Source organism: Rhodococcus sp. ARC_M5 (assembly GCF_022810405.1).
Classification (GTDB): Bacteria; Actinomycetota; Actinomycetes; order Mycobacteriales; family Mycobacteriaceae; genus Rhodococcoides; species Rhodococcoides navarretei.
The window spans coordinates 203015-216891 of record NZ_JALGQE010000007.1; the positions used below are offsets into that span (position 1 = coordinate 203015).

Below are 13877 nucleotides of genomic sequence, written 5' to 3' on the forward strand. Positions count from 1 at the left end.
AACGCGGCCACGTTCGGGTCACCCCGTGATCACGTACGTAGCACTCGCTTTCGGTGCGGCGGTGGTGCTTGCGCTGGGCTGCGCGGTGGCGTCGGCGATCTACCGCCGCCCGCAGCGCGGAGTGCTGTTGCTCGCTGCACTCGTTCCGCTGCACGGCCTTCTGGTTCTGGTGCCTCTGCCCGGCGTGGTGTCCGGCTGGAAGGAAGGCCTCGTCGTGTTCACGGTTCTGTGTGCGTGGCTACGCCGACCCCGGCACGTCCGTGGCTCGACACCTCGGGTGTTCGTGCCGTGGTGGCCCGCGGCCGTCGTCTACGTCGTGTTCGGCACCGTGTCGGCCTTCGCCACGTTCGGGATCGTCGGTGTGTTCGGCATCAAGGTGACCTTCTTCTACATCCTGCTGGTGGTCGTCATGTGGCTTGCGCCCTTCGACGCCGAGGACCGCGACCACCTCGTCTCCGTTCTCATGGGTATGGGTGTGTTCACCTCGGTGGTGGGCATTGCGCAACTCGTGGCAGGACCCGCAGCACTGGTGGCGCTGGGGTACGAATACGACACGCAGGTCCGGACCTCGGGTGGATTGCTCCGTACGTTCAGCACGTTCAACTTGCCGTTCCCGTTCGGGCTGTACGTGATGTTGGCGTTGCTCGTCGGTGGTGCGGTCGCGCTGGCCGACCCACGCCGTCGTCGAAACATGTTGTTCCTGTGCGCGACTCCGATGATGGTGGTCGCCATGTCCAGCTCGATCGTGCGAGGAGCAATTCTGGGGCTCGCGGTCGGAGCCATCTACTTGATCGCTGTGCGCTTCCGCTACCTCGCCGCGCCGCTCGCGCTTGCTGCGGTCGCGGTTGCGGTTGCCATTCCCTTCGTACCCAAGGTCACCTCGGTCTTCTTCTCGTCGAGCAGCCTGGGCCAACGCGGCGACGGCTGGGCCAACATCATTGCCAGTATCCTGATCCATCCGTTCGGGACGGGCCTGGGATCGAGTGGTTCGGCGGCGGACCGTATCTCCACCGCCGAGGGTGCCGCGTTCACGGAATCGGGACTCTCGACCAACTACCAGCCCGACAACTATTACGTGAAGGCCCTGCTCGAACTGGGGCCGATCGGGCTCTGGGCGGTGGTGGCACTGCTGGTGACGTCGTTGCTGTGGTGCACGCGCCTCGCACGTGCACTGCGAGGTGACGACGGCGCGCTTGCCCTCGGCGTCGGCGCGTCGATCGTCGCAGCCATGTTCGCCAGTCTCGTCTCCACATATTTCGAGATCTTTCCGATCGATGTCTATTTCTGGCTCTTGTTAGGAGTGGTGGGATGCGCAGCAGCGCAACACGAATCGTCTTCGGGGCGCTCGCCCTCCGGCCGGGCGGAAGCGGAGTACAGACCTACATTCGCGAGCTCCTGAACGAACTACCGGACTGTCTGACCGATGCCGATCTCGCCGCGGTGGTGCAGCGCGACGCCGTCGGCGAGCTCCCGCCCTCGGTTCGCGCTGTGAAGCGGCCGGTCGCCGGCGGTGCTGTTCGCGCGCTGCTCGGTGCCCTCCCCGTCGGAGACTGCGACGTGGTGCACGGCCTCGATGTCGACCTCCCACTGTTCACCAAGGCCTTCACCGTTGCGACAGTGCACGACCTTTCGGTGATCGACATGCCGTCGGCCTCCAGCAGATTTCGCGCACTGGGTGAACAGAGACTGGTGCGGCGTGCCCTCCGCCGTGCCGATCTGCTCATCGCGGTCTCGCAGTTCACCGCCGATCGAATCAAGGCTGTCAGCGGGCGCGACGCCACCGTGGTCGGACTGGCACCGGCAGCGTGGGCGACCGTGCCGACCGCAGGCCGAATAGACGGTGTTCGGTCCAAGTACGACTTACCGGAACGTTTCGTGATGCAGGTCGGAACGGTGGAGCCGCGCAAGAACGTTCAGCTGGTGGCCGACGCGGCCGAGAGTCTCGGCATCCCTTGCCTGCTGGCCGGAGCCGGCTCGACCGGCCGCGACGCGCCACACAACTCCCGGGGTCTCGGGTACGTCGATGTCGAGGATCTGCCCGCTCTCTATGCTGCCGCGACCGTCACCGCTTACGCCTCTCGCTACGAGGGCTATGGGCTACCACCGGTCGAGGCCATGGCCTCGGGCGGTGCGGTGGTCGCCAGTGCCGTCGGTGCACTCCCGGACGTCGTAGGCGACGGTGCCGTACTCGTCGGATCGGAGAACGTGGACGACTGGGTGCAGGCGATGAAACCCATGGTGTTCGACGCGGACGCGCGCGCGGCTCTCGTCGCCTCGGCGGCCGTTGCCACCCGTGAGATCAGCTGGCGTCGAACAGCGGAGCTCACCGCCGAGGCGTATCGCGCTGCGGGCGTGACCTGATGGCCGAGGAGCTCGCGCTGGACGGCACCGAGCAGCCCCCGGACTACCGCGCTGTCGCAGCGGATCCGAAGGCCGCGGCCAAAGCGACGATTGCCGTTCTGATCAGCAGAGTCGTCATCGCGGCGCTGGGCTGGGTGGGCAGCGTCATCGTCGCGAGATCCCTCGGACCCGATGACTGGGGCCAGTTCAGCTTCGTCTTCGCACTGCTCGGCTTGATGTCCGTCGTGACCGATCTCGGAGTCGGACGCGTCGTGCTGGCGAAGTTGATGGACGACGACCCCGACGAGATCGGTCGAACTGCGTCGTCGTTTCTGGCTCTGCGTACCGTACTCGGATTGGTGGGGTACGTGCTGGCCGTGGCATACGTTCTCCTGCTGCAGTATCCGAGCGAGGTGGTCCTGGCGACGGTGGTGGGCGGACTGGTGGTCGTGTTCGCGACGCCGGGGCACGCCTTGAGCGTGCTCTTCCAGAGCCGTCACCGTCTGGTACTCGTGGCCGTTGCCGAAAGCGCCGGTCAGGCAATCCAATTGGCGTTGACCGTGCTAGCTGCCGTGCTGGCCCCCACCCTGTTGATCTTCGTCCTCCCCGCCGTGGCCAACGAAGTGTTCAAGCTGATCACCAAGGGTTTCGGCATCGGCAACCGTTCCATCGGCCTGCGACCGTCGAAGCACATCGAAATTCGCCGCTGGGGGCCCTACCTGAAGGAGGCCGTGCCACTCGCGATCGGCTTCGCCCTCACCATTGCCATGCTCAAGATCGACATGTTGATGCTCAGCCTGCTCGACACCTTCGAGGCCGTGGGACTGTATTCCATCGGCTACAAGTTCTCGGACATGATCGACACCTTCGTGTTGGCTGCGGTGGCCCCGATCAGCACCCTGCTCGTCGCGTCGTGGCCCCATGACACCACAGCATTTCGCGCACGCTCACGTTCGGCCGCACTGCTGTTCGCGCTCTTCGGTGCAATGGCTGTCGCGGCGTTCGTACCTTCGGCGGAGCCGTTGATCGGCCTGCTCTACGGCGACAGCTTCGTCGACGGAGCTCATGCAGCCCGTCTGCTGGTGATCGGCGCAGCGCTCATGTCGTTGGTGATGCTGGGTATCTTCCTGCTCGCCTCGGCCGGAATGCAGCGTCACTACCCCTTGGTGGCGATGGTCGGTCTGGTCCTGAACATCGGGTTGAACCTCGTTCTGATCCCGCGGATGTCGTACGACGGAGCTGCAGTGTCCACCGTCGTGACGATCGGAACCACCCTCGTCCTGTTGTGGATCGTGATCGCGAGGAGCATGCCCGTCTCCAGACTGTTTCCGCTGCAATCCATTTCGGTGATCTTCGTCATCACCGCGGGCACGACGGTCGGCGGCTGGTTCCTGGTGCAGCACTATCCCGGCGTGTGGCTGCTCGTGTCCGTTGCGGCGGCCCTGACGGTCGCGGCCTTGCTGTATGCGTTCGTCGCGATCGGACTCGTCGAGTCACCGTTTCCGGGATCAGCCGAGAAAGGACGACACCGTGCACGCACCCAGTGAGGACTACGGAACGAACGGACATATCGCCCGATTCGAGCCCCACCCGGCGGAGTCGAAGTTCGGTTTCGCAATCATTACGGACCGATGCACATGTTATTCCAATGTTGTTGACATACAGTTCCATTCACGAACGGCACGGCTACGCGAACAGCGCGCTCACCCCGCTATCATCGAGACCGTTGGCTCCACTGAACACCGAAGCGGTACGTCCGCTCGCATCGACGACGGAAAGGTACGCGGTTGATGTCCGTCCACGATGCCGTCCACCGGGGCGACGTGCCCCCACCGATCGACCTCGCGGGCCACATGCGTGAACTGGGCCGAGCTCTTCTCCCTGCCGTGATCATTGCCGCCCTGGTCGGTGCGGGCGTGTTCTACCTCAGAAGCGAACTCACCGAGAAGCAGTACGCCGCGTCGATCGTCACCGAGATCGAACCTGTCCAAACCCTCGTTCCCGGTGACGCGTTCATCGAACAGATGCGCGCACCGTTCATCGAATTGGCCACCGATCGCGTAGTGCTCGATCAAGTTCTCTCACAGGTCGACGCCGGGATGGACGCCGCGGAACTCGCCTCGAGCGTAGAGCTCTCACCCGGTACCTCACCGGCGCTCTTGACCGTGACGGTGACGACCCGATCTCCCGAATTGGCAGCAGATCTGGCCGAAACGCTGGTGTCGACCATGGCCACTACCTCCTCTGCCAATGCGATCCGTGACTCGCAGGAGCGAACGGACGAGGGACAGTCCGCCATCGACGCGCAACAGTCGCGGGTGGACGCTCTCCCCGCCGACGATCCGAGTCGGCCTGCCGCTCTGTCCGAGCTCGCCGAACTACGCACCCGGCAGAGCGAACTCGAGGCCACTGCGAGCGGAGATCGACTGGTGGTGCTGTCGAACCCCGAGCAGAGCACCACTCCGGTCTCACCGAAACCGGTCTCGGAGGCACTGGTCGCAGCACTCGCCGCTCTGATCGTCGCGGCCGAACTAATCGTGCTGCTCCGAGGCCGATTCGGCCGCAGGCCCTCTCGCTCCTGGGCCCGCCGAGTCTCGCGCAAATACGGTGCACACTTCGACCCCGCGACCGGCGACACGATGCCACCCGCTGTTGCGTCACGAATCGCCGCCCTCGAACGCGGCGACCGACCCGCGTCCAGGGGTGCACGACACGCTGCTCCCAAAGGCGAGAGCGTCGTTCTGCTGTTGGTCGGGGAAGGTGCGGACTTCGAGTCGACTCGCGGGCCGGGCCCGACAGCCGGACATCACAGAGCCACCGCCGAATTCGGCCTGTCGGAACAGTGGTGGCACTACACCGACGTCGGCGACGTCGAGACCGTCGTGGTGCTGGTGTCGAAACGTGGACGGGACAAGAAAGCCGCAACCACGGCGCTGCGGCGGCTGAACGACTTCGACATTCCCGTACACCTGGTACTGCAGAACAAGAACTCGACCCGACGAGTGGAACAGACCGCGCAGACGATCGCGCCGGAAGGCCAACGCGATGCCAGCTGACAGAATTGCCGTCGTACACGAAAGATTCACCGAGATCGCCGGTTCCGAGCATGTCGTCGAACAACTCGCACTGCACTGGCCCGCGGCCGAGGTGTTCGCGCCCATCGCCAGGCAGTCCGGGGTTCCGGCGGGAATCAGCCATGGGCCGCACACGTCCGGCCTCGATCGGGTGTACAAGGCGTTGGGCCAACGGTCGTACGCGCCCGTTCTTCCGATGATGCCGTTGGCCTTTCGCCGCATGCCGCTCCGCGGTTTCGATGCTGTTGTGGTGAGCCACCACGCATTCGCGACCCAGGCCGTGTTCGCCACGGACTCCCCGGTGATCGCCTACGTGCACAGCCCCGCACGGTGGGCCTGGGACCCCGAACTCCGCGCAGGCGAAGGCGGCGGCCGAGCCGGAGCGGCCATACTGACGGCGCTGTCCGCCGTTGCCCGTCGGTGCGAAATCGCTGCCGCACCGAAACTGACCACGGTGGTGGCCAACTCGTCTGCAGTCGCACGTCGGATCGACGACTGGTGGGGTCGAGACGACGCCGTGGTGGTCCATCCTCCCGTCGACACCGAGGGCTTCACTCCGGATCCGTCCGTCGAGCGGGAGAACTTCTTCCTGCTCGCGGGGCGTCTGGTTCCCTACAAGCGGCCGGACATCGCGGTACGCGCTGCCGCCGAGGCCGACGTTCCCCTCGTGGTCGCAGGAGACGGTCGTGCCATGAACGCCTGCCGGGAACTGGCCGGACCGAAAACGACCTTCCTCGGACGGGTTTCACACGAGAAGCTCCTCGAACTGCACAGAACGACGCGTGCATTGCTGATGCCGGGAGTAGAGGACTTCGGCATCGTCCCCGTCGAGTCGATGGCGACCGGGACACCGGTCATCGCCTTGGGAGACGGTGGCGCCATGGACTCCGTGGTTCCCGGTAGGACCGGCCTGCATGTGAGCCCTGGCTCGGACGAAGAAGTCGTCGCCGGGTTCGCCGAGGCCATGCGCTCGTTGGATCCCGCCGACTACGATCGCGTCGCCATTCGCACGTGGGCGGAGGGCTTCTCACGAGCCAACTTCCGCAGTCGAATGCAGGAGATCGTCGATGCCGTCCGCTGAGCGCAGGTACCGCTCGACTGCGCTGGACCGCGTCTTCGCCGACACCCGGATAGTGACCGCGGTCGGTCCCGTTCGTGGCCTCGACATCGAGCGCACGCGACACACCCTCACCGCCGCCGAACACGTCGATGCGTCACCGCACATCGCGCTGGAACCACGCTCGGATGCTCGACGATGGCGATACCGCACCGGCATCGCCGGCGATAATGTCACCTCCGATACCGGTCCCACCGACGATCTGGGACAGATGCTCACCGACATTCGATCGAGGAACGGCGCGCGCGGTCCACTCGACGTGGTCGTGTTCGACGAGCATCTCGCCATCGACTACTCGCACGGAATCGGTGACGGTCAGATCGGCGTGATGATGTTGGCGGCGTTCTGCGACGATGCCGACGGGTCTCTGGTTCCCGGACTCGCCGCAGGCTTACCTCCGAGCACGACATGGAAAGCCCTGTGGCGTCACTATTCTCGAAGTCCGAAGACATTGGCGGACTTCTGGACACTGCGCTCGCGCCATCGGACCGAACGGGACACCTCCGGTCCACGTCGCCGGATCGAGAACTGGGAAGCCGGAAAAGTCAGCCGAGCCGGGTACATGAGCAGAGCCCGAGTCGACGAGCTCAAGCACTGGACGGCCGAGAACCTGCCCGGAGCGACCGCCGCGTCGGTATCCATTGCCCTCTGGAGCGCCGCGCTACGAGCAGAATCCGTCGACGTCGACGATCACATCATGGTGTTGTTCAACAGCAGACGCTACCTCGACCCGGCCCAGCAGAGTGCGCACGGAAATTTCGCCGTGGGCATTCCACTTCACCTCCCAGCCGACACGACACCCGTCGCAATCACCACAACGATGCGTGAGGTGATCGAATCCGGTTGGCCCATCGCAGTACTGGGCATGTCGCAACTTCGCGATGTGGCGTCACGCATTCGGTCTTCGGCACAGTCGCAGGAAAAGAATTCGGTCGTCGAGGTACCCGAGACCTTGCGGTTGGCCGTGAGCGACCTCGGGAGAGTGCGGGTGTTCGACCACCTCGACTGGGTCGACGACGGCAGGCCCCCGCAAATGGCCGCGTCGCTCGAACCGGACGGTCCGGACGGCTGCACGATGCTCATCGCCGAAATCGCCGGTGGGCGTACCTATACGGCCTCGTTCTGCAGCAAGATGGTCGAGGTCGCCGTCATGGATGCAGCGCTACGCAGAATGTGTGAAGACCCAGTGGCACTCCTCCGCGATGCGCACTGATCCGCCGGAACCACCTTTGCCGCACAGACGGGCCGACACATGACCGACGAGTCGACAGTTCTCTTCCTTGCACACACCGGCCAGGTGTCGGGTGCCGAGAAGGTGCTGCTGGATTTGATCGACGAGGCCACCCGTCGCGGCCATGCCACCGTGATCGCCTGCCCTGCAGGCCCATTGGCAGATCGTCTACCCGACACGACGCGGCACGTCCGCATCGACGAGCTCGGATTGGGTGGACAACGTGGTGCCGCTCGCGGTGTCGCGGCGATCCGGATGATCGCTCATTGGGTCGGTGCGGCACGCGCGGTGCGCACGATTGCCCGCGCACCGGGCACCGCCACTGTCGTCAACTCACTGTTCGCGCTCCCTGTGGCACGGTTTGCGCGACCCGCCCGCGGGGCGTCGTGGCTCGTACACGACACGATGACGTCTCTCAAGCAGCGCGTGGTGGTCCGGTTCGCCCGCCCGGCCGTTCGCGTCGCAGTCTCGGTGTCCGAGGCCACCGCAGTACCTCTTCGTAGAGCCGGCCTCCCTGTGGTGGTGTCACACAACGGAGTGCCGTGGCCGGTTCCGCGGTTCGGCGGTGCGCTGCACTCTCCGCCGGTCGTGGGGATGCTGGCGTTGTTGACGCCGTGGAAGGGACATCGCGTTCTGCTCGACGCCGTCGCCACACTTCCCGATGTCCGGGTCGAACTGGCCGGGGGTAGCTTCCCCGGCGATCGCGACTACGTCGACGAACTCCATGCGCGCGCCGCCGAACCGGATCTCGCCGGCCGTGTCGAGTTTCTCGGGCACATCGACGCCGAGTCCGCTCTACGCAGATGGGACATCGTCGTCTCGGCAAGTACGTCTCCGGAAGCCGGCCCGTTGTCGGTCCTGGAAGCGATGTCGCACGGGCTGCCGGTGATAGGAACCGACCACGGCGGTACACACGAGTTTCTCGCCGACGGTGCCGGGGTTCTGGTCGAGCCGGGTAACTCCGCGGCGCTCGCCGCTGCTGTGTCGGCCGTCATCGACGACGACGACCGACGACGCCTACTCGGCGAGACTGCCAGATACCGGGTGGCCAGCCGACACGACATCGGCGACACGCTGCCGGAGCTGCTGCATCGATTGACCAGCTGAGCGCACCCCACCGGCGGCTCCAACTCGGTGATATTCGAACATCGACGAGCACGGCTGTGTTTCAATCGTGTCCCGACTGGAACGAGGGGGCACTGTGACTCGCGCACTGACGAGGTCGAACGAGCATTACCAATGGGGCATGGGCGTGATGACGTCACTCGCTGTCACCACCCTCGTCAAGCGAATCGTCTCGGCCGCCGCTCTGGCCATGGCCGTCGTGGTCACCCTCGAGCTCGCGTTCGGTTACGGCGCGACCACACCCATCCCCTCGATCGTCCAGTGGACCTGCATGATCGCCGCCTACATCATGGGCGCGTTCTGGTGGTTCGGTCCGTGGCCGACGCTGGGGCAAGCGTTCGCCTTCGTCATCATCGCCGATCTGGCGATTTTCGGTGCCACCATCACCGCGAACTTCGCGCCGGAAGTCACCCTCGGCAAGTGCACTTTTCTCATCCCGATGGGAATGCTGGCCGGATTCTTCTTCGACAAGTGGCGACTGGCTGCTCACATCGCCGCGTGCCTGCTGGGAACGTCCATCGTCGCGGTGTACATAGTGCTGGAGCGGGACGTCGACACCTTCGTCGCGGTGGTTCTGTGGGCCCCGATCGTCGTGACACTGACCGGTTTCGTGTTGATGTTGCAACTGACGACACAGTCGATTCGAACGGAATTCGAGTAGTACCCAACAGGTTCCGTCAGAACGTCAGCAGGACTTTGCTCGACCGGGACGCATCGGCGACGAGTGCGAACGCATCGAGCGCCTGCACGACTGGGTAGTCCGCTGTGATGACGGGTGCAACATCGAGCGAACCGTCGGCGGACGAACAGGAGATTCACCGTGCGCACATTTCCCCTCCCCCACATCGGGACGGACGTCTCGAGCATCGTGCTGGGGTTCATGCGCATCACCGATCTCGACGACGACCGGATACGGCGGTTGGTGTACACCGCCCTCGACGTCGGCGTCACGGTGTTCGACCATGCGGACATCTACGGCGGAGCCCCGCATACGTGCGAGAAGCGATTCGGTGACGCAGTGACACTGACCCCGTCGCAGCGCGAGAGCATCGCCATTCAGAGCAAGGTCGGTATTCGCGAGGGCTGGTTCGACTTCTCCGAGGATCACATCGTCACGACGGTCGAAGGGTCACTCCGCGCACTCGGTATCGATCACCTGGACACACTTCTTCTGCACCGCCCGGACACCCTTGTCGAACCGGAGGAAGTCGCGGCGGCCTTCGACCGGTTGCACGCGTCGGGCAAGGTGCTGGGCTTCGGCGTTTCCAATCACACTCCTGGCCAGATCGAATTGCTGAAAACTGCTGTCACTCAACCTGTTCTCTTCGATCAAGTACAGCTGAGCATCGTGCATTCGCCCTTGATCGCGGCCGGCCTGACCGCCAACATGAGCACCGAGGACCAATCGATCGACCGCGACAACGGGTTGCTGGACTACGCGAGAACGCACGGCATCACCCTGCAGGCGTGGTCGCCGTTCCAGAGCGGTACGTCCTCCGGCGTCTTCGTCGGTGACCGCGAGAATTACGCCGACCTCAATGTCGCGTTGGACGAGATCGCCGATGCACACGGCACCACCCCGTCCGCGGTGGCGACGGCGTGGATCACCCGACACCCGGCGAACATCCAGGTAGTGCTCGGCACCACGAATCCCGATCGTGTGGCCGACGCCGCCCGCGGTTCGGAGATCCGCCTGACCAGGCAGGAGTGGTACCGACTGTTCCGGACTGCCGGCCACACACTGCCGTGAACGATGCTCAGGCGCGTCACATCTGCCGTTACCTCATCGTTATCGACTAGCTATCACTCCGTGATGAACAGGCCTCGATACGGTGACGTTGCGCTGTCAGGATTACCGCACGGCATGCAACGGAACCTGTAGCCCTCGGGTTCTACCCAGTGCATGTCGGTCGTTAGGCCATCCGAACTGAGAGGTTCGCATCGTGACTGTCACCGACCACCTCGATTCCCGCTTCGCACCCGTCGGGCGCGGCAACGCTCACTACTCGATGTCCACCGAGCTCTACTCACCTCACCTGACCGTCGTCCGCGTCACGGGTGATCTCGATCTGAGGTCTCGCTCCGTTCTCGCGCAGGTGCTCGACGACGCCCTGGCCACGAAAACGGTTGTGCTGCTTGACTTGTCGGATGTCACCTTCATGTACTCGGGCGCTGGGTACGTGGTTCTCGACGCAGCCGCGCACAGTGCAGGACGTCTCGAGGTCTTCGCGCCGACGCGGCCCGCTCGTCGCGTGCTAGAGGCCTTGGGCGCGGCCACCATCGTGGCGGATCCGCGCGCTGCCTGACCGCTAGAGGTTTACGGGCCGCCCGATTCGGAAAACCCCGGATGGACAGCGACTCCCGACGGCAAGTTCTGCCGCGAGCCGCCTCCACTGGACCGAAGCGGCTCGTTCGACTTGCCGCGTGGAGCATCTCACGCACACCGAGGCAAGGATCGACAATGTCCGACCAGTTCAGCAAAGCCGACCCGACCACCGCTTTTCCACTGCCAGATCGGGCCGAGCAGGGTCGCCTCGTCCACCCGGGCCTGACACGCGACATGGTCACTGCACCCGATCACGGCGAGAATTCATACCGCGGATCGGATCGACTGCACGGCCGCAAGGCATTGATCACCGGCGGCGATTCGGGCATCGGCCGTGCTGTTGCACTTGCGTTCGCCCGCGAGGGTGCCGACGTCGTCATCGCACACCTCGAATCCGAAGGTCCCGACGCGCAGGCCACCGTCGACCTCATCGAGGGAGCAGGCCGCGCGGGTAGAGCCATCGCCTGCGATCTCACCGACGAGTCACAGTGCGTGAAGCTGGTCGACACCGCATCCGAGGTACTCGGCGGTCTCGACATCGTCGTCAACAACGCCGCATTCCAGATGGCTCAGATGGGCGGGATCGCCGACATCACCACCGAGCAGTTCGATCGGGTGCTCAAGACCAACCTGTACGCCTTGTTCTGGATCTCGAAACGCGCCGCCGAAATCATGGACGCAGGATCGACGATCATCAACACGACTTCGATTCAGGCGTCGAATCCGTCTCCGGAATTGATGGACTACGCGACCACCAAAGCGGGAATCGTCGCCTTCACCAAGGGCCTCGCCGGCGATCTTGCAGAGCGCGGCATTCGCGTCAATGCTGTTGCACCCGGCCCGATCTGGACGCCGCTCATTCCCGCGACGATGCCAGCCGAGAAGTACGAGAAGTTCGGTGAGACCGTTCCGCTCGGACGAGCCGGCCAGCCGGCGGAGTTGGCTCCGTCCTATGTGTTCCTGGCATCGAACGAATCGAGCTACATCACCGGCGAGACCATCGCCGTCACCGGCGGAACGCCATTCAACTGATCGTGTCGCCGTTCTCCGATCCGCGCCACGCGAGAAGCACGCCGTCTCCTTCGGGGCGTCGCCACGGCAGAAACAGCGCGACGGTCAGCGCACATGCCATAGCGGCCCCGACGGTGACGAACGACGCGAGCTGAAAGCCTTCGAGTGAGGCCGCCTTCATCGCGTAGACGAGGTCGGCCTTCTGCGACGCGAAGATCGGATTGGTGGGCGCTTTCACGATCTCGATGACGCTGACGACAGTTTCGCGAGCAAACGCTTTTTGGTACGGCTCCATGATCGCGTCGGGTATCGCGTCGATCTTCGGACCGACCTGCGCGGTGTAGATCGACGCGACGATCGATCCGAGCACCGCAACTCCGAGGGTTCCGCCGACCTCGCGGGTGGTGTCGTTCACCGCCGAGCCCGCCCCTGCTTCGTCGAGCGTCACCGAGGACATGATCGACTCGGTGGCAGGGCCCTGCACGATCGCCAGGCCGAGGCCCATCAGAATCATCGACACGAGAACCGGCCCCAGATAAGGCGTTTCGACCTTCACCTGACCTGCGATGAACATGCCGATACTCATCACCACGAGCCCGAAGACGATCACGGCCGTGGTTCCGATGCGTTGCGCGATGATCGTGGCCAGCGGTGCACCGATTGCGATGGATATCGCGAAAGGCAGCGAGTGCACCCCGAACTGCAGCGGAGTCAGCTCCATCACTCCCTGGAAGTACTGGGTGATCATGAAGAGGAAGCCGAACATACTGAAGTACGCCACAGCAATGGCCAATGCGGGCAGTGAGAATCTCCGGTTTCGGAACAGATTCAGGTCCAACACCGGAGACGGTGTTCGCAGCTCCCACCAGACGAATGCAACGACGGCTGCCGAGCCGGCCGCGTACGCACCGATGCTGATGGCAGACAGCCAACCGTTGTGCGGCGCTTCGATGATCGCCCAGACCAGCACGGTGATGCCGGCCAGCGACAATGCGATACCGACGGGGTCGTACTTGCCGACATGCTCCGCTTTCGATTCCGGAACACAGGCCAGTGCGGCCACCAGAACGAGCAGTGCCACAGGAACATTGATCCAGAACACCGAGTGCCACGAGAAGTGCTCGAGCAGAAATCCGCCCGCGGTGGGGCCGATGGCGATGGCGAACCCGGCCATGGCCGTCCAGGCCGCGATGGCCAGCGCCCGCTCCTTGGCGTCGGTGAAGATGTTGATGATCAGGGCAAGGGTCGCCGGGAAGACCGCAGCCGCACACACGCCCATTGCCGCTCGGGCCGCGACCACCTGCCCCAGATCGGCAGCGACAGCACCGCCGATCGACATCACCGCGATACCGGCAAGCCCGACGACCATGACCTTCTTGCGGCCGTAGCGATCACCGAGGTGCCCGAATGCCAGCAGCAGCCCCGCGAACGTCAGCGTGTAGGCGTCGACCACCCATTGAAGCCCGCTGATGTCGGCACGGAGCTGCAGTCCCATGGAAGGCAGTGCAACGTTGACGACGGTGTTGTCCAGCACGACGAGCAACTCGGCCACACAGATCACGAGCAGTGCGAGGTATCGCCGACGAAACTGCGGCTTGCCTGTTCGATGACGCGAGGTAGTAAGTGACGACATGACACTCCCCTTCGGCTATG

General features: G+C 64.4%; 12 protein-coding genes. 11 read left to right on the forward strand and 1 reads right to left on the reverse strand.

The window, feature by feature from the left end:
- Positions 1-25 precede the first annotated feature (25 nt).
- From MTX34_RS13490 to MTX34_RS13540, 11 genes are all read left to right on the forward strand, one after another.
- The gene (locus tag MTX34_RS13490; RefSeq protein WP_243594117.1) at positions 26-1399 is read left to right on the forward strand and encodes an O-antigen ligase; all 1374 of its coding nucleotides are present in this window, start codon (positions 26-28) and stop codon (positions 1397-1399) included.
- The gene (locus MTX34_RS13495; RefSeq protein ID WP_243594118.1) at positions 1309-2361 is read left to right on the forward strand and encodes a glycosyltransferase family 1 protein; all 1053 of its coding nucleotides are present in this window, start codon (positions 1309-1311) and stop codon (positions 2359-2361) included. The genes MTX34_RS13490 and MTX34_RS13495 overlap by 91 nt, the downstream gene beginning before the upstream one ends.
- The gene (locus MTX34_RS13500; protein WP_243594119.1) at positions 2361-3887 is read left to right on the forward strand and encodes a flippase; all 1527 of its coding nucleotides are present in this window, start codon (positions 2361-2363) and stop codon (positions 3885-3887) included. Before MTX34_RS13495 ends, MTX34_RS13500 begins: the two co-directional genes overlap by 1 nt.
- Positions 3888-4130: 243 nt before the next feature.
- Entirely contained in the window at positions 4131-5396 is a 1266-nt protein-coding gene (locus tag MTX34_RS13505; protein WP_243594120.1) for a hypothetical protein, read from the forward strand.
- Positions 5386-6495 carry a glycosyltransferase gene (locus tag MTX34_RS13510; RefSeq protein WP_243594121.1) on the forward strand — a complete coding sequence of 370 codons (1110 nt, stop codon included), beginning with the start codon at positions 5386-5388 and terminating at the stop codon, positions 6493-6495. The genes MTX34_RS13505 and MTX34_RS13510 overlap by 11 nt, the downstream gene beginning before the upstream one ends.
- Positions 6482-7744 carry a hypothetical protein gene (locus MTX34_RS13515; RefSeq protein ID WP_243594122.1) on the forward strand — a complete coding sequence of 421 codons (1263 nt, stop codon included), beginning with the start codon at positions 6482-6484 and terminating at the stop codon, positions 7742-7744. Before MTX34_RS13510 ends, MTX34_RS13515 begins: the two co-directional genes overlap by 14 nt.
- 39 nt (positions 7745-7783) lie before the next feature.
- Positions 7784-8869, forward strand: a complete 1086-nt coding sequence (locus MTX34_RS13520) for a glycosyltransferase family 4 protein (protein ID WP_243594123.1) — start codon at positions 7784-7786, stop codon at positions 8867-8869.
- A gap of 94 nt (positions 8870-8963) precedes the next feature.
- The gene (locus MTX34_RS13525) at positions 8964-9548 is read left to right on the forward strand and encodes a giguanylate cyclase (protein WP_243594124.1); all 585 of its coding nucleotides are present in this window, start codon (positions 8964-8966) and stop codon (positions 9546-9548) included.
- A 159-nt stretch (positions 9549-9707) separates the two neighbouring features.
- Positions 9708-10637, forward strand: a complete 930-nt coding sequence (locus tag MTX34_RS13530; protein WP_243594125.1) for an aldo/keto reductase family oxidoreductase — start codon at positions 9708-9710, stop codon at positions 10635-10637.
- A 193-nt stretch (positions 10638-10830) separates the two neighbouring features.
- Positions 10831-11193 carry an STAS domain-containing protein gene (locus tag MTX34_RS13535; protein WP_243594126.1) on the forward strand — a complete coding sequence of 121 codons (363 nt, stop codon included), beginning with the start codon at positions 10831-10833 and terminating at the stop codon, positions 11191-11193.
- Positions 11194-11348: 155 nt separating this feature from the next.
- Positions 11349-12245 carry an SDR family oxidoreductase gene (locus MTX34_RS13540; protein ID WP_243594127.1) on the forward strand — a complete coding sequence of 299 codons (897 nt, stop codon included), beginning with the start codon at positions 11349-11351 and terminating at the stop codon, positions 12243-12245.
- Here MTX34_RS13540 and MTX34_RS13545 read toward each other — a convergent pair.
- Entirely contained in the window at positions 12238-13857 is a 1620-nt protein-coding gene (locus tag MTX34_RS13545; protein WP_243594128.1) for an MFS transporter, read from the reverse strand. The two genes, MTX34_RS13540 and MTX34_RS13545, sit on opposite strands and share 8 nt — an antisense overlap.
- Positions 13858-13877 lie beyond the last annotated feature (20 nt).